Origin of the sequence: Streptomyces sp. NPDC101227, assembly GCF_044767545.1 — a bacterium.
Classification (GTDB): domain Bacteria; phylum Actinomycetota; class Actinomycetes; order Streptomycetales; family Streptomycetaceae; genus Streptomyces.
Genome location: NZ_JBIWOD010000015.1, coordinates 200,377 through 225,620, shown reverse-complemented (window position 1 = coordinate 225,620; position 25,244 = coordinate 200,377). Strand labels below are relative to the sequence as shown.

Below are 25,244 nucleotides of genomic sequence, written 5' to 3'. Positions count from 1 at the left end.
GCTCTGGTCCCCGCAGTACTTCGGCGCCAAACCACAACTGATCCTCAAGTCCGGCTTCCCCGCCTACGGCGTCACCGGCGACCCCAACGCCGCCACCGACACCTGCGAGCCGCTGGTGCTCGGCCCGCAGTTCGGCGCCCACGGCGCCACCCCCGCCGAGATCTCCGTCGCCTTCGTCGCGCGCGCCGCGGCCGAGGGCGGCATGGACGGCATGCCCACCCGCCGCCGTCGCGTCGCCGTGCGCGGCACCCGCGGCATCGGCCCCGCCGACCTCATCCACAACTCCCGCGTCGGACAGGTGCAGGTGGACGGAAGCAGCGGTCTGGTCACCCTCGACGGCGACCCGATGCGCTCCGACCCGGCCGACACCGTGTCGCTGTCGCGCCTGTACTTCCTGTGACCGTACCGGCGCTCACCCCGTGAGCGCCGGTACGCTCCCGCTCCGACCAGCCCCGCTCACCTTTCGAGGACCCCACATGAACACTCCCGTCGCCGACGGCTTCTCCATGCCCCCGGAGTGGGCACCGCACGAGCGCACCTGGATGGCCTGGCCCAGCCCCAACTTCACCTTCGGTGAGGAGGGCGGCGAGACGCTCGCCGAGGCCCGGGAGGCCTGGGCCACCGTCGCCCGCGCGGTCCGCCAGTACGAGCCGGTGACCGTTGTGGCGGGCCCCGGTCAGCTGGAGGGCGCCCGCGCACTGCTCGGCGACGACATCGAGCTGGTCGAGCGGCCGCTGAACGACGCCTGGATGCGGGACATCGGCCCCACCTTCCTCACCGACGGCAAGGGCAACCTCGCCGCCGCCGACTGGGTCTTCAACGGCTGGGGCGCCCAGGAATGGGCCCGCTGGGACCTCGACGAGAAGATAGCCGAGCAGGTAGCGGGCCTGGCCGGCGCCCGCCGCTACGCGACCCCCCTCGTCAACGAGGGCGGCGGCATCCACGTCGACGGCGAAGGAACGGTCCTGCTCACCGAGACCGTCCAGCTCGACCCGGGCCGCAACCCGGACCGCACCAAAGAAGACGTAGAGGCCGAGATCCACGCCCACCTGGGCACCACCAAGGCGATCTGGCTGCCGCGCGGCCTGGCCGCCGACTACGGCCAGTTCGGCACCCGCGGCCATGTCGACATCGTCGCCGCCTTCGCCCGCCCCGGCGTCGTGATGGTCCACACCCAGCCCAACCCGGGCCACCCCGACCACGCGATCTGCAACGAGATCGTCAAGCTGCTGCGCTCCTCGACCGACGCCAAGGGCCGTCAGCTGGAGGTCGTCGAGATCCCCGCGCCCACCGTCATCGAGGAGGACGGCGAGCTCGTCGACTACTCCTACATCAACCATCTCCAGTGCAACGACGGCATCGTGCTCTGTGCCTTCGACGACCCGCGCGACGAGGAAGCGGCCGCCATCTTCCGCCGGCTCTTCCCCGGCCGGACCGTGACCCTGGTGGACGCCCGTACGATCTTCGCAGCGGGTGGCGGTATCCACTGCATCACCCAGCAGCAGCCCAAGGTCTGAGCGACGCCAGACCCCGCCGTCCCCGGAGGTCCCCCTCGTGCCCGGTCCCGCGCCCGCGCGCCGTCCCCGGCGGCGGCTCAACCAGCCCCGTGAACAGGTGCTCGCCGCGGCGATGGCCACCATCGCCGCGGAGGGCCTGGACCGGCTGACCATGGCCGGCCTGGGGCGCGAGGTCGGCATGAGCAGCGGCCACATCCTGTACTACTTCGGCACCAAGGACGAGCTGCTCCTCCAGACCCTCCAGTGGAGCGAGGAGCAGCTCGGCGCCGAACGCCGGGCCGCCCTCTCCCGCCGCGTCCCCGCCCGCGAACGCCTGGACGCCCTCGTCGACCTCTACCTCCCCGAAGGCCACCGCGACCCGCGCTGGACCCTGTGGCTGGAGGTCTGGAACCGCTCCCAGAACGCCGACGACGACGCCCGCGAACGCCAGCTCGACCTCGAACTCGCCTGGCACCGCGACCTCGTCGCCCTCCTGGTCGAGGGCACCTCCAAAGGCGAATTCCGCCCCGTAGACCCCGAACGCTTCGCCACCCGCACCCGCGCCCTCCTCGACGGCTTCGGCACTCACCTGGTCGTGGGCCTGCCCGGCACCGACCGGCAACTGGTGGGACGGCATGTGGCGGAGTTCCTGGACGAGTCGCTGAATCCCTGAGCGGCCGAAGGCCGCGTCGGAACTCCGGTCTCGACGCGGCCTCCCCCCTTTTTTGCCCGGTGCGGCTCTTACGCCTCCCGGCGGAAATGGCTGCGGTACACCTCGACCGCTGTCTCCGGCGGATAGTTCGGCAGCGCGCTGACCTCGCCGTCCGCCTTGGAGATGACGATGTGGGAGCCTCCCGGATCGCGCGGGTAGGCGGTCGGGTCCTGCCTCGGCGGGAATACGGGATAAATCAGATAACCGATATCGAATTCGTGGACATGCAGCGTGGGCTGCTCCCCGTCCGGCCAGACAGCCGGGAAATGGCCTCGCCCGACCTCCAGCGCTTCCTCGGCGCTTGCGGGAACCGGGCGTTGCCCTGCTTGCGGTTGCGGTTCGGACATGGTGCGTCTTCCTCGTTTCTCGCGCGGCACCGCGACCCTACGGCACGGTGTGGGGCCCACCGGACGGAGCGGCCGCCGGCGGGACGGGCCCTGCGCATAGGTACCTGTCGACCTGTCAGTGCCCTCCACTATGCTCTGCCATAGACAACACTTTAAGTAATCGTTGCTGATCCGGGGGGATGTCATGGCGGGGGCGGGCGGCTTCCAAGCCGATGTGGAGTCCTTGAAGGCGGAGGGCACCAGCTTCGTCAAGCTCGGCGATGACTTCAACGATTCGGTGCGGCGTCTGGTCAACGGCCTGGCGAAGCTGGGTGCGGGCTCGCCCACCAAGGATGTGGCGGCGAAGCAGGAGCAGCCGGCGGAGAAGTCGTTCGGCGAGCAGCTGTGGAGCAGTCTGACCTCGCTGGACTCCAAGGACGGCGCGCCGCCGTGGGGTGATGACGACCTGGGGGAGAAGTTCGGTGTCGTCTACGAGGGCGTCCGTGACGGCATGTACGAGTCGATGGGTCACCTCTCCGCCAAGATCGAAGAGATCGGTAAGGCGCTGACCTCCATGTCCAAGCACCATGCCGAGAACGAGGACTTCAACGACTCGCTGATGAAGCAGCACGTGGAGAACCAGCAGGCGTGGGATGACCCGTTCAAGGGTCAGGGGACGTTCACCGAAGGGAAGATCCGTCCCGCGTCCTGAGCGTGGCACCGCGGCACACCCGCCGCAACGCATCCGGCGGTTGGCCAGGCCACCGCCCGCCGACGCGCGCCTCGCGCACGGCACAGTTCTGAGCAGCACATCTTTTCGGGGGAGCTCTGCCTTGTTGAATCCGCCTGCCGCCGTTGAGTGGGTCCTGGAGATGCTCGGCTTCAACTGGCCGACCGCGGACGAGGACAAGCTCCTCGAATGCGCGCAGGTGTGGCGTCAGTTCGCCGCCGACGTCGCCGGTCACCAGGCCACCGGTGCCCAGCTCGCGAGCAACGTGTTGTCGGCGAACTCCGGTGATTCGATCGAGGGGTTCAGCAAGACGTGGGAGAAGTTCTCGGGCGGTTCGGGGTACTTCGACGACGCGCAGCAGGCGGCCGAGGTCATTGCCTTCACCTTCGAGGCCGCCGCCATGCTCGTCATCGGCATGAAGATCGCCGTCATCGTGCAACTGGTGATCCTTGCCTGCGAAATAGCCGCCGCGCAGGCGGCTGCGCCGTTCACGCTGGGGCTGTCCGAGATCGGCGGGGCGGCGGCGACGCTCGCTACCCGTGAGGTCGTGAAGCGGTTGCTGAGGGAGGCCGCCCAGCAGCTGCTCGACGCGATCCTGGAGGCCGCCAAGGAACCTGTTGTCTCCGCGCTGCAGGCCATCGCCTCCGACCTCATCGCGCAGACCATCAACCAGAACTTCGGCGCGCAGAAGGGCTACGACCTGGGCCGCACCGCGAAGACGGGCGCCAAGGCCTTCACCGACGCCGTGGAGAACACCGGCGAGACCCTCGGCGAATCCCTCCGCGACGGTGCCGGACACCGCGCCGGACACCGCGCCCGCAGCGGCCTCGACTCCGCAGCCGGACGCGGCGACCACGACGGAGGAGACACCGGAGGCGACGGAGACTCCAGCACCGGCGACGGCTCAGGAAGCAGCTCCAGGAACAACTCCACCGGCGGCGGAGGCAACTCCGGCGACAGCGGCAGCAACAACTCCGGGAGCGACTCAGGCAGCACCTCCAACGACTCCGGTTCCGGTTCCGGCAGCGCCTCCAACGACTCCGGCAGCGGCGGCAACGACAGCAGCGCGGGCGGAGGCAGCGATCGCGGCGGCTCGGACGGCGGCGGCTCCACCACCCATACCCCGCGGGCCTCGGACAACGCCGGCACCACCGGCAGCGGCCCCAATACCTCCCACCAGTCCGACGCCCCGGACACCGCGCGTACGGGCACCAGCCCCACGTCTTCCGGCAGCCCCGCCAACGGTTCCGAGCCCGCACCCCACGCCCCTCAGGCCCAGCCCCTCCCGCCCCAGGACCAGCGCTCCCCCTTCGACGAGGGCTTCCAGGGCAACGACCACAACCCGTCCGGGCCACCCAACTCCACCGACACAAGCCACACTCCGGACGCCACCCCCGACTCCGGCCCAACCCAAGACCGGGGCACCACGGCCGACTCCGGCCCCACGCCAGACCCCGCGCGCCCGGACAGCGACCCGACGGCCACCCGGCCGGCTCCCGACACCACCCCGGACGCATCCCGCCCCGACGCGGACCCGATCGGCACCCAGCCCACACGCGACACGACCCCCGACACCGCCCGCCCGGACGCGGACCCGGTCAGTACCCAGCCGGCCCACGACAACACGCCGGACTCGGCCCGCCCCGCGCCTGCGCCGGACCCCGTCAATCCCCAGCCCGCCCCGGACGCCTCCCCCCACCAAGGCGGCCCCTCGCACCCCGACGCGCCCCAGGCACCGCCCGCCTCCTCGCCGACCCCCGACCCGATACCCCCGGCACCCGGCAACCCGCCCACCCCCGGCGACACCCCCAACGGCCCCCACGACGGAACCGGCACCAGCAACACCCACACCAACGGGGACAACTCCCCCACCGGCAGCGGCCGCCCCACCATGCCGCACGTCAGCACCCCACCCCAAGGCGCCCCCGCACACCACACACCCTCACCCGGCCAGCCCATCCAGCAACGCGACCCGGCCCCGGGCAACCCCATGCCCACCGTGGACGACCCCCACAACCCCACCCTCGACACCGAATCCGCAGGCACCGCCACCCTCCCCCCACCCACCCAACACACCCCCGATACCACCCCCAACACACCCCAGCAGTCACAGCCCACCTCACCCACCCCCAGCCCGATGACGGGCACCCCCGGCATGCCACCCCAGGCCGGACCGACCCCCACGAACACCACCCCGCCACGCAACGCGCCTTCCCGCGGCGGCACGCCCTCCAGCGGAAACCGTTCTTCCCCCTCCAACCGCCGTCCCGACGGTCCCCAGGCAATCCACGACGTCACCCAACAACGCCGGCCTGAACGCCCCGCCTACAACCCCCGCCTGGACGGCCCCGCCCGCGGCAGCGAACCCCGGTCCGGGAGCAACGGTGCCCCCCGTCCCGACAGCACGCGGCCGGACTCAACCACACCGCACGACAACGGCCGTCCCGACGCCGCCCGTCCCGACATGCCACGCCCGGACGAGACGCACCCCGACTCGGCTCCGTCAGGCCCTTCCCGCGACCCCGGGATGCCGAGCCCCAACACCCCCCACCCGAACCAGCAGCCTCAGCACCCCAACTACCAGCAGCCGTACACGAACCAGCCACACCCTCAGAATCCGTACGCGCAGCCACCGCAACCACCTCAGCAGCAACCCATCCCGCACACCTCACAGACCCAGCAGCCGCACCCCCAGCACCCCCAAACCCAACACCAGCCTCCGCAGCCACCCCACCCCCAGCAGCCGCAGAATCAGCCGGTCCCGAACCAGCAGCAGCCCGCCCCTCCGCCGCCTTCCAACGCCCTGCCGACGGACGCGCCCCACGACCTCGGCAGGATTCGCAACGACCTTCAGGGCGGTCCCCTTGGCCTGCGCCCGCCCTACGCCATCGACCAGCAGCTGCTGGCCGACGCGGTGCCACGTCATCCGGACGGCACGCCGGTCCGCCACCCGGACCCTTTCCAGTCGTGGGCCCAACTCCAAAACGACGGCGGCCTCGTCATTCCAGGCCGCTCCAACAACTGTGTGGATTGCAGCCGTTCATTCCTGGAGACCTGGTTCGGCAATCCGCAGGTTTCGGCCCCGCGTACCTGGGACACCAACCCCGACGGCACGCCCGACCGCCGTAGTGGCGAACGCGGCGGCATCGCGAACATCAACCGCTGGGCCAACACGCCCCTGCGCCACTCCGGGGGGACAACGGACGGGTACGCCCGCGTCGCGCAGGATCTCCAGAACGCCGGACACGGCGCCGGTTCCATCATCGTGGTGGAGTGGCCGGACGGCTCTTCCCACGCCTTCAACGCGGTCAACCACAACGGCAAGGTGGTGTGGGTCGACACGCAGTCCGGCATGGTCAGCGAGCAGCCCATCCACACCCAGGGCACAAAGGTCTGGCACCTCACCCTCGACGCCAACCGCCAGCCTTACGTTCCGAAACCCCAGCAGTCCGCCCAACCCCAACAGAACCAGCAGCAGGTCCCGCAGAACCAGCAGCAGACCCCTCACACTCAGCAGAACCAGCAACAGCCGTACAGCCAGCATCCCCAGAACCAGCAGCCCTCCCCGCACCAGCAGCCCCCCCACCAGCCACCGCCTCACCAGCCGAATCCGTATGCGCAGCCTCCGCAGCAGCATGCGCAGCCGGGCCCGTACAGCCAGCAGTACCACCCTCCGCAGCAGCTGCCTCCGTACAACCAGGCGCCGCCGCAGCACTACCAGCAGCCGTACAGCCCGCAGCAGACGCAGCCCCCGCACCACCCGGTGTACCAGCAGGGGCCGCATCAGCCGGGCACTGAGTCCCAGTCCGGCGGCGCGACCCCGGCCAGGGCCGAGACACACTCCGCAGACGTTCGGCCGCGACATGACACCGCGTCACAGCCGGCCGATCCGGGTGCGGCAAAGAAGTCGCACCCGCCGCTGCCGCGTCCCGAGGGGGACTCGCCGCTCACGCTCTCCGGGCAGAATGACCGCCCCACCTCGGACAACCCCAACGAGCGCGACTACACCGATCCGCACGATCGGGGCGAGAGCGGCACCGCGCGAGACGAGAGCAAGCAACCGGTTTCCGGCAACGAGGCCGAGGGCTCGCCGGAGTACGGCCTGCCGCCGGACGCTCTGCAGCAGGCCCTGCGCGAGCACCTGAAGGAGCATGGGGGCGTGCGTCGGGTGAGCCTCGACCGTGTCCATTCGAGTATCGAGCAGTGGGCGCACGACGGAAGCCTGGCCAATGTGCTGCGTGATGTGGCCAAGACCAAGCGACCGGATGGTACGCCCAACGGGCCGTTCATCCTCACCCGCCAAAGTCTCACCGATGCCCTGCCCGGCTTCAGCGATCTGGAGCATGGCGAGCAATTGGCCGTAGTGACATCTATGGCCAGGCTCAGCCTGGAAGTGCATTCTCGCCATTCGGTCGGGATGAACCCGAGGAAGTTCACCCACCCGTACAGGGCGGAGAAGGAGGAGGCGCCTGAACCTGGCACCAAGAACAGCAATGCGAAAAATTCCAAGCGTTCCATTGGTGTGAGGCTGCATCAGAGCTTCGGGAAAAAGTATCTGACGAACCTCTTCAAGAAGGATCCGATTCCCGTCCAGGCGAAACGGCATGCACCTGACTTTTCAGGGAAAAATTTCGCCGTACTTGAGGTGATGGGACCGGAGGGGATTACCTACGTAATCGACTCTTCGATTCCTTCGAATTTGCCGAAGGTGACTCCTACGCATTCCGAGAAACATCTCCTTGACTGGCTAGATCGAGCTAACGGAAGAAACCCGGAGGAGGGGAATGGTGTAAAAAGTGAAGGAGATGGAGGCGGCGAACAAGGGAAGGGTAGCGTAGAGAACGAAAAACAGGAGGGTAAGGAAAAGGGGTCGCTGTACACCCCGGTGGGGCTATACACGGAGCGTGAGCCATGCGGTAAAGGTGAAGGGCATGCGCATTGCTCCGAGGAACTGTTGCGGCTCGGGAAAACTGTCCCCGTGTACTACAGTACGACATATCGCACGGATGAATTTGGACTAGAACTTCGGGATAGCGTCCGCAAAGAGAGGGACGAGGTACTGGCCCAAGTGCCAGGACTCTCTCGCCAGCAGGCCATAGACGAGATAGTACGTCGTAAACAGGATCGCTTCGGCGAAAAGACTGGCCGTGCAGCCAAGGCGCTGGAGGGGATTGCAGATCAGGACCTTGCTGCTGTTCATGCCGCACTGGTGGACGTAATCAAAAGTGATTACAAAGCGCTGGTGGATAAGACGAGGAGCAAGAAGGAATCGGCTATGGCTGCGGAATTTGATAGGCATATCGAATTCCTTGAAGGGGTGTGGAATGGCGAACTGCTGAGCCAGCTCCTTTGATTCTTGGTGGTGGGGTGGATTCTCCAGGTCAAAGTGAAAGTGCGCCCGGAAAACGGGAGTTGGGGAGCTCTGTAGCGGTTGTGGCCAGCCAGCCATGGTCGTGCAATGTGAGACCGCTAAGCGCGTAGGGAGGTACGGACATCTCATAGGCCACATCGAGCGGGTCGGTCTCAGGCGGAACTATCGGCCTGCCCTCTGCCGGCCTCTCCTCTGTGGTGTCGCGATGGGACCCTTCTTCGTCATCGTCATCAAGCACGTCGTTGAAAAAGTCGTCATCATCGAAGGCGTCATCGTAGAAATCGTCATCGTCGGATGCGATGCCCTCTTCCTCGTCCATTTCCTTCTCCGAGGCCCTGAATTCAGCAGCGGTGACCTCGAAGGGAAGTGGCTCGCCAATTCCGCCCGAGTGCCAGTGATTGCTGTATCCGCGTCGAGTCTTTCCGTTTTCCGCAATCCACCAAGCGCGGGAGTCATTTCCGTCATCGATGTCGTAGAAGTGCGCCTGACCGCATGCTGAGCTCAATTGGATGGCAAGGTCAATACCGCCGTTTTCATAGATGAACATGCGTCCGTAGATCAGGCGCCATCCGTTCATGTCCGGCGTTATAAAGATCCGGTATGCGGTTTCCCGCTTGCCGTCCGTCGTCCGGTACGGCATGGAGTCGCGGTGATCGCCGTAGGCGGCGGACACCCCCATCGCCAATGTCGCCGGCCGCAGGTCGTGGAGTCTCAGGGCGCGCACGGCGCCGGGGACCTGGTCGGCGGGGATGGCGAGCCAGCTTGCGGATGGCAGCCGGACATGTTTCCGCGTGGTGGGCTTCTCATCCATCAGCTTCAGCCGGATCAGCCGCTCGACGGCGAGCCGGTCCTCGCCGGACAGGGCGTCCGCGCCGCCGAGTTCCGCGAGGGCCTGCAGGGCGTGGCGGCGGAGCCGGCCAGGCCCGTGGCGGCGGATCCCCTGCAAGGCGGCCACAGCAGGTTCGCCCATGCGGGCGAGGCAGCGGAAAACCGACCGTGTCTCCTTGCTTCCGCCTGCGCACGAGGCCAGCAGGGGGCCGATCGCGACGGGCCCCAGAGCGGTCAACTGCTCCACCACCGCACGGTATTCGTCGTGCTGACTGGAGTGGAGGGTCTCGACAAGCGCCTCGACGGGCGGCTCGGTGTGGTCGCTCATGCTCCGACTCTAAGCGGCGAGCGGAGGGCGCGGCCGCCTGTCCGCCGGGTACGCAAAGTACGCAAGTACTCACGATCGTTTCCGTAGCCGCTCTTGCCTACCGACTCTTCCTCCGCAACTGTGATCGGCTATGGGACGAGAGCAATGGAAGAAGATCTGGGTCGGCTCGGCCGGCAACATGGTGGAGTGGTTCGACTGGTTCGTCTACGCCAGCTTCGCCGTCTATTTCGCCGACTCCTTCTTTCCCAAGGGGAATGACACCGCGAACCTCATGAACACCATGGGGATCTTCGCCGTCGGCTTCTTCATGCGCCCGGTGGGCGGCTGGGTGCTCGGGCGGGTGGGGGACCGCAAGGGCCGTAAGGCCGCGCTCACGCTGACCGTCACGCTGATGTCCGCGTCGGCGATCCTGATCGCCGTCGCGCCCACGTACGCCGTCGCGGGATACGGGGGCGTGGCCGTTCTGCTGGTCGCCCGGATGCTGCAGGGGCTGTCCGTCGGCGGGGAGTACGCGGCCAGCGCGACCTATCTCACGGAGGCGTCCGCGCCCGGTCAGCGCGGCTTCGCGTCCAGCTTCCAGTACGTGTCGATGACCGCGGGGCAGCTGATCGGCCTGGGCCTGCAGATCGTGCTGCAACGCACCCTGGCCGAGGACGCGTTGCACAGCTGGGCCTGGCGCATCCCGTTCATCGTCGGCGCGTTGGGCGCCGCCGTCGTCTTCTATCTGCGCCGCAGCATGCTGGAGACCGAGGTCTACGCCGAGGACGACAGCGCCCACTCCGACCCGGACCGCGGCACCATCAAGGCGCTGCTGGCCCACAAGCGCGAGGCGTTCCTGGTCATCGCGCTGACCATGGGCGGCACCGTCGCGTACTACACCTACACGACCTACCTCACCAAGTACCTCTCGGGCAGCGCCGGGCTGGACAAGCCGACCGCCTCGCTGGTCAGCTTCTGCGCGCTGTTCGTCTTCATGTGCCTGCAGCCGCTGGCCGGGAAGCTGTCCGACCGGATCGGCCGCCGCCCGCTGCTGATCACCTTCGCGGTCGGGTCCACCTTCCTGACCGTGCCGATCATGACGCTGCTGCGGCACGCGGGCAGCTTCTGGCCGGCCCTGGGGCTCTCCCTGCTGGCACTGGTCGTCGTCACGGGCTACACCTCCATCAACGCCTGTGTGAAGGCCGAGCTGTTCCCGACCGGCATCCGCGCGCTGGGCGTCGCCCTGCCGTACGCCATCGCCAACGCGCTCTTCGGCGGCACCGCGGAATATGTCGCCCTGTGGTTCAAGGACGGCGGCATCGAGTCCGGCTACTACTGGTACGTGGCGGGGTGCGCCGCCGTCTCGCTGGTCGTCTACCTGTCGATGCGTGAGACGCGCGACATCGATCTGCACCGGGTCGGCAAGGGAACCAAGGGCAGCGAGGGCACCGCCGAGGGCGAGTCCTTGCTCGCATCCTGAGACGAGCCCGGCCACGGGGGCGGTGGTGTGCCAGACTGCCCCCGTGCTCTCGTTCGCCATGATTATTGGCAGCAGGCGCGCCGGTCCGCAGTGACCGCCCCGTACGAACCGAGTACGGCGCGGTCCTCGTCGTCCCAGACCCGCGCGCAGACCTCTCGCACCCGCGAGAGGTTTTTTCGTTTCCGGCCCACCCGTCGCCGGAGGCGGAGCGCGAGGGACCATGGAGGGACGGTGGAACCGGTCATTCCGGTAGACCGAGACCCGACAGGAGCCAGACCAGCATGACGGACGTACCCGAACACGCCGTGTCCGACGAATTCCATGTGTTCGACACGACGCTGCGCGACGGCGCGCAGCGCGAGGGCATCAACCTGACCGTCAGCGACAAGCTGACCATCGCCCGGCACCTGGACGACTTCGGCGTGGGCTTCATCGAGGGCGGCTGGCCCGGCGCCAACCCCCGCGACACCGAGTTCTTCGAGCGGGCCCGTACGGAGATCGACTTCCGGCACGCCCAGCTGGTCGCGTTCGGCGCCACCCGCAAGGCAGGCGTACGCGTCGAGGACGACCCGCAGGTCGCCGCCCTCCTGGACTCGCGGGCCCCGGTCATCACACTGGTCGCCAAGTCCCATGTCGGGCATGTGGAGCTGGCGCTGCGCACCACGCCGGAGGAGAACCTCGCGATGGTGCGGGACACCGTCGCCTATCTGCGCTCCCAGGGCCGCCGGGTCTTCCTGGACTGCGAGCACTTCTTCGACGGGTATGCGCTGGACGCGGTGTACGCCAAGCAGGTCGTGCGCACCGCGAGCGAGGCCGGCGCCGATGTCGTGGTCCTCTGCGACACCAACGGCGGCATGCTTCCGGCGCAGGTCACCGCCGTCGTACGGACCGTCCTCGCGGACACCGGCGCGCGGCTGGGCATCCACGCCCAGGACGACACCGGCTGTGCCGTCGCCAACACCCTCGCCGCCGTGGACGCGGGCGCCACGCACGTCCAGTGCACCGCCAACGGCTACGGCGAGCGGGTCGGCAACTCCAACCTCTTCCCGGTCGTCGCCGCGCTGGAGCTCAAGTACGGGCGGCAGGTCCTGCCCGAGGGCAAGCTCGCGGAGACCACCCGGATCTCGCACGCCATCGCCGAGGTCGTCAACCTCACCCCCTCCACCCACCAGCCCTACGTCGGCGTCTCGGCGTTCGCCCACAAGGCCGGGCTGCACGCCTCCGCGATCAAGGTGGACCCGGACCTCTACCAGCACATCGACCCGGCGCTGGTCGGCAACACCATGCGGATGCTGGTCTCCGACATGGCCGGGCGGGCGTCCATCGAGCTCAAGGGCAAGGAGCTCGGGATCGACCTGAGCGGCGACCGCGAGCTGGTCGGCCGGGTCGTGGCACGGGTCAAGGAGCGCGAGCTGGCGGGCTACACCTACGAGGCCGCCGACGCGTCCTTCGAGCTGCTGCTGCGGGAGGAAGTGCGGGGCAGTGCGCTGCGCTACTTCACCGTCGAGTCGTGGCGGGCGATCGTCGAGGACCGCCCCGACGGCACGCACGCCAATGAGGCGACCGTGAAGCTGTGGGCCAAGGGCGAGCGGATCGTCGCCACCGCCGAGGGCAACGGCCCGGTCAATGCCCTGGACCGGGCGCTGCGGGTGGGCCTGGAGCGGATCTACCCGCAGCTCGCGCACCTGGAGCTGGTGGACTACAAGGTCCGCATCCTGGAGGGGGCCCAGGGCACGGGGTCGATCACCCGGGTTCTGGTCTCCACCAGCGACGGGCAGGGCGAATGGTCGACGGTCGGCGTCGCGGAGAACGTGATCGCGGCGTCGTGGCAGGCGCTGGACGACGCGTATGCCTATGGGCTGCTGCGGGCCGGGGTGGCGCCGCAGGAGTAGCAGGCGAGAGCGGACGCGGAAGCGGACGCGGACGAACGCGAGGGCCCCGGCAGCTGTGCCGGGGCCCTCGCGTTGGTGCGGGCGGCCGTCAGGCCTTGACCGCGGAGATGTCGAAGGTGAGCTTGACCTTGTCGCTGACCATCACGCCGCCGGTCTCCAGCGCGGCGTTCCAGGTCAGGCCCCACTCGGAGCGCGAGATCTCGGCGCGGCCCTCGAAGCCGACCCGCTCGGCGCCGTAGACGTCGGTGGCCGAGCCGTGGAAGTCCAGGTCGATGGCGACCGGCTTGGTGACGTCCTTGATGGTCAGGTCGCCGGTGATGCGGAAGCGGTCGCCGGAGAGCTGCTCGGCGGCGGTGCTGCGGAAGCTCATCAGGGGGAAGGCCTCGGCGTCGAAGAAGTCGGCGCTGCGCAGATGGGCGTCGCGGTCGGCGATGCCGGTGTCGATGCCGGCGGTCTTGATGTCGAGGGTGGCGGTGGAGCGGGCGGGGTCGCTGCCGTTCAGGCGCAGGACTCCCTCGTGCTCGCCGAAGGTGCCGCGGACGTTGGTGACCATGGCGTGCCGGACGGTGAAGCCGATGCTGCTGTGGGCCGGGTCGATGGTGTAGTCGCCGGTCAGCGCGGCGAGCGCGGGGTCCGCCACCGGGGCGGCGGCGGGGGTCGGGGTGCCGGCGGGGGCGGCGTTGCGCTTGGTGCGGGTGAACAGAGCCATGGCTCCTCCTCGGTAGCGAACGAGTTGATTTAACGTTCAACGAGATTGAGCGTAGCAGGTTTAGTTCAAAGTTCAACTGATTGGTTTTTCCGGGTGGCGCGGGACGCCGTCCCGGCGCGGTCATTGCCGCCGCGTACCGGCCGTGCTAGACCATCAAAACGCCCTCAAGTGCCCAGCGCCACAGCCTCGTTGACGCCTTCGAGAGGACCGACCGTGCCGCGCGTCCCCGCTCCGTCCGCCTGGTCCCGCCGCGGGTTTCTCGCCGCCTCGACGGTCGGCGCGCTGGGCCTTTCGCTCCCCGCCGGGCCCGCGTACGCCGCGCCCGACGACGAGTACGCCGTCCTCCGCGCCCGCTGGGTCGACCTCACCCTCGGCACCGGCTTCGACCCCGCCGCCGCCCCCTACGCCGCCGCCCTCAGGGAAACCGGCGATCTCGGGGACCGCTTCCGTACGGCCATGCGGCCCACCGGCACCTCCCTCTGGCCCGACTGCCCCTACGACCCCCCGTCCGGCATCACCCGCAGCTACGGCCGGCTGAACACCATGGCCCAGGCCTACGCCCAGCCCGGCACCGGCCACACCGGCGACCCGGACCTCGCCGCCGACGTCATCGCCGGCCTCGACCACCTCGACGCCACCGTCTACAACACCCGCACCACCCGCTACGGCAACTGGTGGGAATGGCAGATCGGCACCCCCAGGCTCCTCCTCGACACCCTCGCCATCCTCGACCAGCGGATGACCGGAGGCGACGGGCCCACCGACACCCAGCGCGACCGCTGCCTCGCCGCCGTCGACCACTTCGTCCCCGACACGATGCTCGGCGACTACACCGGCACCAGCACCGGCGCCAACCGCGTCGACCTCTGCCGCGTCGTCGCCCTGCGCGGCATCCTCGGCCGCGCCCCCGCCAAGATCGCCCTCGCCCGCGACGCCCTCTCACCGGTCTTCCCGTACGTGACGAAGGGCGACGGCCTCTACGCCGACGGCTCCTTCATCCAGCACACCTGGGTCGCCTACTCCGGCACCTACGGCTATGTCCTGCTCGACGGCCTGGGCCGGCTGTTCACCCTGCTCGACGGCTCGTCCTGGGGGGTCACCGACCCGGCCCGCGGGATCATCTTCGACAGCGTGGAGCGCGCGTATGCGCCCCTGCTCCACAACGGCCTGATGATGGACAGCGTCAACGGGCGCGCCGTCAGCCGCGGATACCTCAGCAGCGACGAGCGGCACCTCATGCGCAGTGACCACTTCCACGGCCATGCACTGATCGCCGCCGTGGCCCTGCTCGCCGAGGGTGCCGGTGCCACGGAACGGGCCCGCTGGCACGCCATGATCAAGGGCTGGATCGCCCGCGACCGCACGCTGCCCGTACTCACCGACCGGCAGTACGCGGTCGCCGACCTGGCCCGCCTAGCCGCCATCGACCGCGGCCCGGCACCCGCCGCCCCCGAACCCGTCGGCCACCGCCTCTTCCCCGCCATGGACCGCGCCGTCCACCGCCGCCCCGGCTGGGCCGCCGGCCTCGCCATGGCCTCCGACCGCATCACGTACTACGAGAACGGCAACGGCGAGAACCCGCGCGGCTGGCACACCGGTGCCGGGATGCTCTCCTGGTGGGGCGCCGACTTCGGCGGTGACCAGTACACGGACGCCTTCTGGCCCACCGTCGATCCCTACCGGCTGCCCGGCACGACCGCCTCCACCAAGCGGCTGGCCGACAACGAGGGCGGCGGCTGGGGCGAACCCAAACCCGCCGCCCGCTGGGTGGGCGGCACCACGGACGGCGAATTCGCGGCCATCGGGCAGGATGTACGGGGGCTGGCCTCGACCCTCACGGCCAAGAAGTCCTGGTTCTTCCTGGCGGACACCGTCGTCTGCCTGGGCGCCGGCATCACGGCCCGGGACGGCGTCCCCGTCGAGACCGTCGTCGACAACCGGAGACTGGGGGAGCGGGAGACCGCCGCGCTCACCGTCGACGGCGCACCGCAGCCCGACGCCCCCGGCCGTGCCGTCCGCCACCCCCACGCCCGCTGGGCCCACCTCGCAGGCCACGGCGGCTGGGTCTTCCCGGTCTTCCCGGGCGGCGCCCCGCTGACCGTACTGCGCGAGGACCGCACCGGCTCCTGGCACGACATCAACACCGGCTCCGACCCCGCCCCGCTCACCCGCCGCTACCTCACCCTCTGGCACGACCACGGCACCGACCCCACCGACGCCCGCTACGCCTACCTCCTCATGCCCGGCGCCGCCGCGCGCACCCTCGCCGCCCGCGCCGCCGACCGCCACTGGCTGACCGTGCTCGCCAACGACGCCACCCGTCAGGCCGTCACCGTGCACTCTCTCGGCGTAACGGCCGCCAACTTCTGTCGGGCGGGCAGTGCGGGAGAGCTCACCAGTGGCGGCCCCGCGAGCGTGCTGCTACGGCAGCGGGGGCGGACCGCGACGCTGTGCGCCGCGGCCCCCGAGCGCACCGGCGCCCCGCTGGAGATCACCTGGTCCCGGCCCGTCCGCGCGGTCCTCGCCCACGACCCGTCCGTCCAGGTCCTGGCCACCGCGCCCGCCCTGCGCCTGCGCATCGCCCCCGGCACCGCCTGCGCCACCCACACCTGCACCCTCGCCCTGGGCTGACCGCGCCCGGCAGACGTTTGTCGGCCTCATACAGTCGGAGTACGCCCCGGCCACCCATTCGGCGGGCCGGACGCGCAACACATACAGCACGATTCTGTGCTGCCTGCCCACGAAATCGCACCCGACGTTGTACGAAACCAACATCGGTGCGGCGGGGTCCGCCCACGTACCGTCGATACATGACCACTGTCGAAGATGCGCCCGCCGGTGCCAACGACGCCCGCGGGCGCGTCGCCGAACTGCACGCCATCCGTGAGCAGGCCCGGCGAGGCCCGAGCGAGCGGGCCACCGAGGCCCAGCGCGCCAAGGGCAAGCTCACCGCCCGCGAGCGGATCGACCTCCTGCTGGACGAGGGATCGTTCAACGAGGTCGAGCCGCTGCGGCGGCACCGGGCGACGGGCTTCGGCCTGGAGGCCAAGAAGCCCTACACCGACGGCGTCATCACCGGCTGGGGCACGGTCCACGGCCGGACCGTCTTCGTCTACGCCCATGACTTCCGGATCTTCGGCGGCGCGCTGGGCGAGGCGCACGCCACCAAGATCCACAAGATCATGGACATGGCCATCCAGGCCGGTGCGCCCCTGGTGTCCCTGAACGACGGCGCGGGCGCCCGTATCCAGGAGGGCGTCTCGGCGCTCGCCGGTTACGGCGGCATCTTCCAGCGCAACACCAAGGCCTCGGGCGTCATCCCGCAGATAAGCGTCATGCTCGGCCCCTGCGCCGGCGGCGCCGCGTACAGCCCCGCCCTCACGGACTTCGTCTTCATGGTCCGCGAGACCTCGCAGATGTTCATCACGGGCCCCGACGTCGTCCGCGCCGTCACCGGCGAGGAGATCACCCAGAACGGCCTCGGCGGCGCCGATGTGCACGCCGAGACCTCCGGCGTCGCCCACTTCGCGTACGACGACGAGGCGACGTGCCTGGAGGAGGTCCGCTACCTCCTCTCGCTCCTCCCGTCGAACAACCGGGAGAACCCCCCGACGGTCGACTGCGAGGACCCGGCCGACCGCTCCGGCGACGCCCTCCTCGACCTCGTACCGGCCGACGGCAACCGCCCGTACGACATGCACAAGGTCATCGAGGAGATCGTCGACGACGGCGAATACCTCGAGGTCCACGAGCGCTGGGCGACCAACATCGTCTGCGCGCTCTCCCGCCTCGACGGCAGGGTGGTCGGCATCATCGCCAACCAGCCCCAGTCGCTGGCCGGCGTCCTGGACATCGAGGCATCCGAGAAGGCCGCCCGCTTCGTCCAGATGTGCGACGCCTTCAACATCCCGCTCATCACGCTCCTCGACGTCCCCGGCTTCCTCCCCGGCGTCGACCAGGAGCACGGCGGCATCATCCGCCACGGCGCCAAGCTGCTGTACGCGTACTGCAACGCCACCGTCCCGCGCATCTCCATCGTGCTGCGCAAGGCCTACGGCGGCGCCTACATCGTCATGGACTCCCAGTCCATCGGCGCCGACCTCACCTACGCCTGGCCCACGAACGAGATCGCCGTCATGGGCGCGGAAGGCGCCGCCGGCGTCATCTTCCGCCGGCAGATCGCGGACGCCGAGGACCCCGACGCGATGCGCGCGCGGATGGTCAAGGAATACAAGTCCGAGCTGATGCACCCGTACTACGCGGCCGAGCGCGGTCTGGTCGACGACGTCATCGACCCGGCCAACACCCGCGAGGTGCTGATCCGCTCGCTGCAGATGCTCCGCACCAAGCACGCGGACCTGCCGGCCCGCAAGCACGGCAACCCGCCCCAGTAGTCATCCGCCTGTCGCGACGACGCAGAATCGAGAAGACCACCGTGAAGAGTCCTGCCGACCAACCCATCCGCGTGGAAAAGGGCCAGGCCAGCGAGGAAGAGCTCGCCGCCCTCACCGCCGTCCTCCTGGCCCGCGCCGCCCACCGCCCGACCGCCGCCGCGGTCGGCCCGCGCCACACCGCCGCCCGCTGGCGCCGTCTGGAGCGCCAGGGCGGCTTCCACGGGGCCACCAGCTGGCAGCGCTGAGCCCGTTCGCTGCGCTTTGCCTGGGCCGCGTTTTTGGCTTTCCCGCCGTGGGTGGTGTCTCGCGTTGCGCCTGCGGCGGGCGTGGTTTGTCGGGTGCGGTGACGGCCCTACACGGCTTCGCCGCTACGGTCCGTCCCCTCCCGTGGGTGGGGGAGTGACGGTGGGGGCGGGCGTTGTATGTCCGGTGCTGGTGGTTGTGTCCACGGGATGCACCTGACCACCGACGCGCGCCCCCACCGGTCTTCTTCCCCACTCCCAACGGGGAGGGGGCGGGCCGCAGGACGGAGTCCGGAGGCCCGGTCCCGCAGCCGAACAGCCCCGCGCAAGCGGCACCAGCCCGCCGCAGGCGCCACGGTGAACAACCCCCACGGCGGGGCAGCCGAACACATCGGCGCAGGCCAAGCGCAGCGGACCGGCCGCAGGTGCAACGGTGAACAACCCCCACGGCGGGGCAGCCAAAAACATCGGCGCAGGCCAAGCGCAGCGGACCGGCCGCAGGTGCAACGGTGAACAACCCCCACGGCGGGGCAGCCGAACACATCGGCGCAGGCCAAGCGCAGCGGACCGGCCGCAGGCGCAACGGCGAACAACCCCCACGGCGGGAAAGCCGAACACACCGGCCCAGGCAAAGCGCAGCGGACCGGCTGAATCAAGGCGTAGGTTCGCCCCAATCCTCGTGAACAGAGCTGTTCAAGGCGAGATCCTCGTGCTGGCATGCGGTCGTCATCCCCATCTGGACCGCCCGTGACGCGGACCCCCGCGCCATGGGTTCCAGGACGACCGGAAGGAAAAGCCCATGCTCAGCACACTCGGTGCTGCGGCCGCCGCGGCATCCCTGCTCCTCGCCGGATCGGCATCCCCCACCCCGATGGCCCGGCTCGGCGACGAACCGCCGACCGGAAAGATCACCATTGACGTCGCCACGGTGAACGGTTCGGGCTGCAGACCCGGCAGCGCCGCGGTGGCCATCGCTCCCGACAACACCGCGTTCACCGTCACGTACAGCGAATACCTCGCCCAGGCGGGCGGCAGCAGCAAGCCGACCGACGCCCGCAAGAACTGCCAGATCGCGCTCAATGTCCATGTCCCGCAGGGCTTCACCTACGCGATCGCCCGCGCCGACTACCGCGGCTACGCCTCCCTGGCCCCCGGCGCCAAGGGGCTGGAGCAGGCCGGCTACTACTTCCAGGGCCAGCAGCAGACGGCCCGTAAGAGCCATAGCTTCAGCGGTCCCTACGACACCAACTGGCAGACGTCGGACGAGACCGACGTCGACGCGCTGGTCTACGCCCCGTGCGGCGAGCAGCGTTACTTCAACATCAACACCGAACTGCGGGTGGACGCCGCCTCCTCGGACCGCTCGGCCACCAGCTACATGGCCATGGACTCCACCGACGGCAGCATCAACACCCTGTACCACTTCGCGTGGAAGGAGTGCCCGGCTTCCCGCAAGTAGCCGCACCCGCTGAGCGATGAACCGGGGCCCGTACGCGCGTGCGTACGGGCCCCGGCGACATCCTGGAGCCGGCCGCCCACGCCGAAGGCCCCCGCACCTGGCAGGTGCCCGGGGGCCTTCGGCGTATGCGACGCGCGCGGGCACGGGGAGCCCGGACGCGGAACTCCCTACCGCAGTCGTGCCATCAGGGCGTGCTCGACAAGCGTGATGAGCGCGCTCTTGGCCTCGCTGCGGTGGCGGGCGTCGGTGATGATGATCGGTGCGTCCGGGCCGATCTGCAGGGCCTCGCGCACCTCGTCCGGCGTGTAGGGCTGGTGTCCGTCGAAGCCGTTGAGGGCGATGACGAACGGCAGGCCGGAGTTCTCGAAGTAGTCGACCGCGGGGAAGCAGTCGGCCAGGCGGCGGGTGTCGACCAGCACCACCGCGCCGATCGCGCCGCGGACCAGGTCGTCCCACATGAACCAGAAGCGGTCCTGACCGGGCGTACCGAAGAGGTACAGGATCAGGTCCTGGTCCAGCGTGATCCGGCCGAAGTCCATCGCCACGGTCGTGGTCGTCTTGTCCGGCGCGTGCGTGAGGTCGTCGATCCCCGCCGAGGCGGAGGTCATCACGGCTTCGGTACGCAGCGGATTGATCTCTGAGACGGCCCCGACGAACGTGGTCTTGCCCACGCCGAAGCCGCCCGCCACCACAATCTTCGCGGAGGTGGTGGAGCGGGCTGCACCGCTAGAGCTTGCGAAGTCCACTGAGCACCCTTTCGAGCAGTGTCACATCTGGCTGTCCGCCGGCGGTCTCGTCCCCGCCGGGCTGATGAATGGCGACGAGTCCGGCCTCCGCCAGGTCGGCGACGAGGATCCGGGCGACGCCGAGGGGGATGGAGAGCAGGGCCGAGATCTCAGCCACCGATTTGATCTCGCGGCAGAGGTGGCAGATGCGCTGGTGCTCCGGCAGCTGGCCCTGCAGCCTCGAGGGGTCGGCGGTCGTGCTGACCAGTGCCTCGATGGCGAGCTGGTAGCGCGGCCGGGTCCGCCCTCCGGTCATCGCGTACGGACGCACGAGCGGATTGTGCGTGCCCCCTGTGGGGGCGGGCTCGGGCGTACGCCGCTGCGGCTGCACCGGCTGGATGCGGGGCGCCTGCGGCTGTTCGTACGGCGACGGCTCGTACGGCTGGGAACCGTACGGCCGCTGCTGCGGCGGCTGCTGGTGCTGCGGCGGCCGCGGCGGTTCCTGCCGCTGCGGCCGGCGGCTCGGCGCAGACGGGAAGTTGAAGCGGTTGTGATGGGTCTCGCCCACAGGTCCGGACTCCTGCCCGGAACCGTACGGGTATCCGCTAGGGGGCGTTGCCACGTCTCCTCCTCCAACTTGCCAATCTGACGCCGGTCGCGCCACCGAACCATATGGCGCGGTGGCGGGAAACGCACTGCCTGTCTGTTAGTTGAGAAGGCTGCCCTGCAGTTCTGCGCGGAGATCGGGCGTCAGAACATTGCCCGCGCGGTCGACCAGCAGGGCCATCTCGTAACCGACGAGGCCGATGTCGCACTCGGGGTGCGCGAGCACGGCCAGCGACGATCCGTCCGAGACGGACATGATGAAGAGGAAGCCGCGCTCCATCTCCACCACGGTCTGGTTCACGCTCCCGCCCTCGAAGATGCGGGAGGCGCCGGCAGTCAGCGAGGTCAGCCCGGAGGCCACCGCCGCCAACTGATCGGCTCTGTCACGAGGGAACCCCTCGGACATGGCGAGGAGGAGTCCGTCCGCGGAGACCACGACCGTGTGGGACACCCCAGGGGTGTTGTCCACGAAGTTGGTGATCAACCAGTTCAGATTCTGCGCCGCCTGGCTCATCGGGCTCACACTAACGCTCCTGATCGTAGGTGCTGCCGGGGCCGAAGCCCTGTCGGTCATTGTGGGGTTCCGCGCCCGCATTGCGCCCCTGCTGGACACCGCGGCGCAGATTGCTCAGCCGGCCGCGAACGTCCTCCGGGGCGCGGGAGACCTGTGGGCCGCCCTGCGGGGTCTGCTCCGCGGCGCCTTCGACCAGGTTGGCCTTGGGCACCCGCCGGGGGAGGCCGGAGGCTGTGACCCCGCCCGCCTTCGGCTCGCGCAGCCGCTCCGCTCGCTGCCAGCGCTCGTCGTTGGAGCTGCGCCATTCGGAGCCGTCCTGGCCGTTGACCGGTGTGCTCCGCTGCTGCGGGGGCGCCACCGGCTCCACGGGCTGCTCCTGCCACTGCGGCTGAGCGTGCTGCTGAGCCTGCGGCGGCTGCTGGCCACGGCCTCCGCGGCGCGGAAGGCCGGCGTCGGTCAGCGAGGTGGAGTCGCTCGGGGTGCGGCCCGGACGCTCGAATGGTACGCGCTCGGACGCATCAGCGGGAGCGGCAGTTGCATTCCGGTCAGATTCCGCTTCGGTCCCGAAGTAGCCGCCGAACGTGGGCGGTTCGGCCCGGTTGTCCTGCACGGCGGATTCGTCGGACACGTAGGGGTGCTGGCCGGTGGTCCCTGCGGAGGCCGGATCGCCGAACGCCAGGCCGCCGTGCGACCGGTCGTTGTAGAGCGGCTGATCGCCTTCCGCATATGCCTGGTGACCGGGATGCGCCGACTGGTCGGGGAACCCCGGGAAGGCGTCGCCGGCACCGGTGGGCACCTCGTCGCGGAAGAGCGGACGGTCGTCGCCCGGGAACGCGGAGCCCTGGTGGCTACCCTGGTCGCCAGGGCCGCCCGTCTGGGCCTCCAGCGCCGCACGGCGCTCCTCGCGGAGCAGCGAGCGGCCCACCGGGTCCAGCTCGGGGGAGCCGTCCGCCTGGCCGTAGCCGCCGTCGTCGAAGCCCAGCTCCGCGGCGGTGCGCTGGTGGTGGTCCTCGTACGGCGTGTGCTGGTGCTCGGGGACGATCCGGGAGACCGTGAAGTCGTCCTCATACTGCTCCTCGCCGCCACCGCCATGGGTGATCGCGTCGGGCAGCATGACGAGCGAAGTGGTGCCGGCCTGCTCGCCCGAGGGGCGCAGCTGGACGCGGATCCCGTGCCGGTCGGCCAGCCGGCCGACCACGAACAGGCCCATGCGCTGGGAGACCGCGGCATCCACGCTCGGCGGGTTGGCCAGCTTGTGGTTGATGTCCGCGAAGTCCTCGGGGGTGAGCCCGATGCCCTTGTCGTGGATCTCGATCATCACCCGGCCGTCGGGCAGCCGGGTAGCGGCCACCCGCACCTTGGTCTGCGGGGAGGAGAACGTCGTGGCGTTCTCCAGCAGCTCGGACAGCAGGTGCACGAGGTCGGTGACGGCGGTGCCGTGGATCTCGCTCTCGGGGACGCCGGAGAGTTCTATTCGCTCGTACGACTCGACCTCGGACGTCGCCGCGCGCAGCACGTCGATCAGCGGCACCGGCTGGTTCCAGCGCCGGCCGGGCTCCTCGCCCGCGAGGATCAGGAGGTTCTCGCCGTTGCGCCGCATGCGGGTGGCGAGGTGGTCGAGCCGGAAGAGGCTCTCCAGCTGGTCCGGGTCCGCCTCGTTGTTCTCCAGGTCGGTGATCAGCGTCAGCTGCCGCTCGATCAGGCCCTGGTTGCGCTGCGAGAGGTTGGTGAAGATCGCGTTGACGTTGCCCCGCAGCAGCGCCTGCTCGGCGGCGAGCCGGACGGCCTCGCGGTGCACCTGGTCGAAGGCGCGGGCGACCTCGCCGATCTCGTCCGTGGTGGAGATCGGGATCGGCTGGACGCGGGTGTCGACCCGGCCCGGGTCCGTGCGCGAGAGCTGGTCGACCAGCATCGGCAGCCGCTGCTCGGCGACACCGAAGGCGGCGGTACGCAGCTGGCGCATGTTGCGGCTCATCCGGCGGGCCATCAGGCCGGCCACGACGAACGCGATGATCAGGGCCGCCAGCACGATCGCCGAGTCGACGAAGGTGGACTGCTTGGCGTCCGCGGAGATCCCGGCGGCCTCGTCGACCGCCTTGTTCGCCAGGTCCTTCTCGATGGACCGGTACATATCGAACTTGCCCGTTGCGGCCGCGAACCACGTTTCGGACGTGACGCCCCGCAGGGCCAGCGTCTCGGGCGCCGCGCCGGTGGCGATCAGGCCGCTCATCTGCTCGATGGCCGGCGGGGTACGGAACGGCCGGCCGACCGCCGTGGCCTGCGCCTTGGCCCGCGCCAGCTGCTGCTTGGCCTTCGCCTTCAGCGCGGCGGCGTCCTTGGTGAGCCGCTCGACGTCCTCGGGCGTGCCGCCGGAGGTGTACTCGCCGATGGCGATGCCCTCCAGGTAGCTGTACGACCCGAACGCGGTCAGCTGGCGCTTGTGCTCCCTGCCGCCCTGCGGGGACGCCGGGTCGACCAGGAGGTGGGTGCCGATGGAGCGCTCCAGCGACACGGCGGCCTTCGCCAGTGCGACGGCGTAGACGGTGCGGCCGTAGGAGGTGATGTTGCCGGTGCCCAGGCCGAGTTCGTTGGCGAACTCCATCAGCGGGTGCTGGATCCCGACGTAGTTCTCCTCGGTCTGCACACCGGACAGCCGGGAGGTGAAGGCGATCTTGCGCAGCCCGTCCAGCTTGGGCTCGACCTTCTCGAAGGAGGCGAGCCGGCGCTTGAGACCGGGCTTGTCCGGCATGGCCTTGGCGGCCTCGTGGAAGGCGGCCGCGGCGTCGTCGGTGGCGTTGCGCGCCTCCTCGACCGCCGGGTCGTCCTTCCGGCCCTTCAGGAGCGGGGCGGCGGTGCGGTCCCGCTCGTCGATCAGGGCGTTGCTGTAGGAAAGCGCCGCGCGAACGAGCTTCGCGGTGTTCTCCGCGTCCTGCGCCTCCTGCCAGGTGGCGAAGGACGTGTTCACCCGCAGACCGCCGAAGACGAGGGCGAGCAGTACGGGGATCAGCAGAATGGCGTTCAGCCGCGTGGCCACCCGCCAGTTGCGCGGGGAGTATTTACCGCCGCTGACCGGAGGCTTCGCGACCGTGTTCTCGGACGCGTCGGAAGCCGGTACGCCGCCACGCGGCGGCGGGGTGAAGTTGCCCCGCCGCGGTTCCTCCGGCTCTGGGCTCGCCTTGCTTCGCCTCACTCGACCAACAACCTCTCGGCGCCGGCACGTACTTGCTGTGCCGTTTCTTCTGGGCGTTACTACTCCGTAGTTCAGCGAATTTCAGCACGTCAGGGCGGTGCCTTCCAAACACCCGGCAAAGCCCGAGCGCTCCCGCGAGAGCGAGAGATAAAAGGGGCGTAAATGGGCGAGCCCCGCCAAAAGGCGGGGCTCTTGTGCGCACAGCGAAGCCGTACATGCGCGAGGGGTGTTGAACGACGGCCGATTCACTGTCGAAACGTTAT

General features: G+C 69.6%; 17 protein-coding genes and 1 pseudogene. 11 read left to right on the top strand and 7 right to left on the bottom strand.

Annotated elements, in window-relative coordinates:
* From ACIRPT_RS30275 to ACIRPT_RS30265, 3 genes and pseudogenes are all read left to right on the top strand, one after another.
* Nucleotides 1-400: pseudogene (locus tag ACIRPT_RS30275) on the top strand (urease subunit alpha); the annotation flags it as partial.
* A gap of 76 nt (nt 401-476) precedes the next feature.
* Nucleotides 477-1,517, top strand: coding sequence for an agmatine/peptidylarginine deiminase (locus tag ACIRPT_RS30270; RefSeq protein WP_403832756.1), 1,041 nt, complete (start codon nt 477-479; stop codon nt 1,515-1,517).
* Between the two features lie 37 nt (nt 1,518-1,554).
* Nucleotides 1,555-2,169: a TetR/AcrR family transcriptional regulator gene (locus tag ACIRPT_RS30265; RefSeq protein WP_403502046.1), complete on the top strand. Its 615-nt coding sequence runs from the start codon at nt 1,555-1,557 to the stop codon at nt 2,167-2,169.
* A 68-nt stretch (nt 2,170-2,237) separates the two neighbouring features.
* Here ACIRPT_RS30265 and ACIRPT_RS30260 read toward each other — a convergent pair whose 3' ends face one another.
* Entirely contained in the window at nt 2,238-2,555 is a 318-nt protein-coding gene (locus ACIRPT_RS30260) for a hypothetical protein (RefSeq protein WP_403832752.1), read from the bottom strand.
* A gap of 184 nt (nt 2,556-2,739) precedes the next feature.
* Here ACIRPT_RS30260 and ACIRPT_RS30255 point away from each other — a divergent pair, with 184 nt between their 5' ends.
* Together ACIRPT_RS30255 and ACIRPT_RS30250 are read left to right on the top strand one after the other, a co-directional pair.
* Nucleotides 2,740-3,246, top strand: a complete 507-nt coding sequence (locus ACIRPT_RS30255) for a hypothetical protein (RefSeq protein ID WP_403832749.1) — start codon at nt 2,740-2,742, stop codon at nt 3,244-3,246.
* 121 nt (nt 3,247-3,367) lie between these two features.
* On the top strand, nt 3,368-8,617 hold the full coding sequence (locus ACIRPT_RS30250; protein ID WP_403832746.1) for a toxin glutamine deamidase domain-containing protein: 5,250 nt from the start codon (nt 3,368-3,370) through the stop codon (nt 8,615-8,617).
* A gap of 28 nt (nt 8,618-8,645) precedes the next feature.
* Here the strand turns inward: ACIRPT_RS30250 and ACIRPT_RS30245 are convergent, their stop codons facing one another.
* Nucleotides 8,646-9,791, bottom strand: coding sequence for a HEAT repeat domain-containing protein (locus tag ACIRPT_RS30245; RefSeq protein ID WP_403832743.1), 1,146 nt, complete (start codon nt 9,789-9,791; stop codon nt 8,646-8,648).
* A 130-nt stretch (nt 9,792-9,921) separates the two neighbouring features.
* Between ACIRPT_RS30245 and ACIRPT_RS30240 the strand changes: the two genes are divergently transcribed.
* Nucleotides 9,922-11,250 (top strand): MFS transporter, encoded by a 1,329-nt coding sequence (locus tag ACIRPT_RS30240; protein ID WP_403832740.1) that lies wholly within the window; start codon nt 9,922-9,924, stop codon nt 11,248-11,250.
* A 281-nt stretch (nt 11,251-11,531) separates the two neighbouring features.
* Nucleotides 11,532-13,142, top strand: a complete 1,611-nt coding sequence (gene cimA / locus ACIRPT_RS30235; RefSeq protein ID WP_403832737.1) for a citramalate synthase — start codon at nt 11,532-11,534, stop codon at nt 13,140-13,142.
* Between the two features lie 88 nt (nt 13,143-13,230).
* Here the strand turns inward: cimA and ACIRPT_RS30230 are convergent, their stop codons facing one another.
* Nucleotides 13,231-13,851, bottom strand: coding sequence for a YceI family protein (locus tag ACIRPT_RS30230; RefSeq protein WP_403502057.1), 621 nt, complete (start codon nt 13,849-13,851; stop codon nt 13,231-13,233).
* A 213-nt stretch (nt 13,852-14,064) separates the two neighbouring features.
* Here ACIRPT_RS30230 and ACIRPT_RS30225 point away from each other — a divergent pair, with 213 nt between their 5' ends.
* From ACIRPT_RS30225 to ACIRPT_RS30210, 4 genes are all read left to right on the top strand, one after another.
* Nucleotides 14,065-16,482, top strand: a complete 2,418-nt coding sequence (locus ACIRPT_RS30225; RefSeq protein ID WP_403832735.1) for a polysaccharide lyase 8 family protein — start codon at nt 14,065-14,067, stop codon at nt 16,480-16,482.
* Nucleotides 16,483-16,661: 179 nt separating this feature from the next.
* Nucleotides 16,662-18,245, top strand: coding sequence for an acyl-CoA carboxylase subunit beta (locus ACIRPT_RS30220; RefSeq protein WP_403832732.1), 1,584 nt, complete (start codon nt 16,662-16,664; stop codon nt 18,243-18,245).
* Nucleotides 18,246-18,286: 41 nt separating this feature from the next.
* Nucleotides 18,287-18,490, top strand: a complete 204-nt coding sequence (locus tag ACIRPT_RS30215) for an acyl-CoA carboxylase epsilon subunit (RefSeq protein WP_403832730.1) — start codon at nt 18,287-18,289, stop codon at nt 18,488-18,490.
* 796 nt (nt 18,491-19,286) lie between these two features.
* On the top strand, nt 19,287-19,946 hold the full coding sequence (locus ACIRPT_RS30210) for a DUF4360 domain-containing protein (protein WP_403832727.1): 660 nt from the start codon (nt 19,287-19,289) through the stop codon (nt 19,944-19,946).
* A 167-nt stretch (nt 19,947-20,113) separates the two neighbouring features.
* Here the strand turns inward: ACIRPT_RS30210 and ACIRPT_RS30205 are convergent, their stop codons facing one another.
* The 4 genes from ACIRPT_RS30205 to ACIRPT_RS30190 all read right to left on the bottom strand — a co-directional run bounded on the left by ACIRPT_RS30205 (nt 20,114) and on the right by ACIRPT_RS30190 (nt 24,981).
* Nucleotides 20,114-20,692, bottom strand: coding sequence for an ATP/GTP-binding protein (locus ACIRPT_RS30205; protein ID WP_073760799.1), 579 nt, complete (start codon nt 20,690-20,692; stop codon nt 20,114-20,116).
* A complete protein-coding gene (locus ACIRPT_RS30200) occupies nt 20,673-21,293 on the bottom strand; it encodes a DUF742 domain-containing protein (RefSeq protein ID WP_403502073.1) in 621 nt (206 codons plus the stop codon). Before ACIRPT_RS30200 ends, ACIRPT_RS30205 begins: the two co-directional genes overlap by 20 nt.
* 84 nt (nt 21,294-21,377) lie before the next feature.
* A complete protein-coding gene (locus tag ACIRPT_RS30195) occupies nt 21,378-21,791 on the bottom strand; it encodes a roadblock/LC7 domain-containing protein (RefSeq protein WP_044368295.1) in 414 nt (137 codons plus the stop codon).
* A gap of 10 nt (nt 21,792-21,801) precedes the next feature.
* Nucleotides 21,802-24,981, bottom strand: coding sequence for a nitrate- and nitrite sensing domain-containing protein (locus ACIRPT_RS30190; protein WP_403832725.1), 3,180 nt, complete (start codon nt 24,979-24,981; stop codon nt 21,802-21,804).
* Nucleotides 24,982-25,244: the final 263 nt, after the last annotated feature.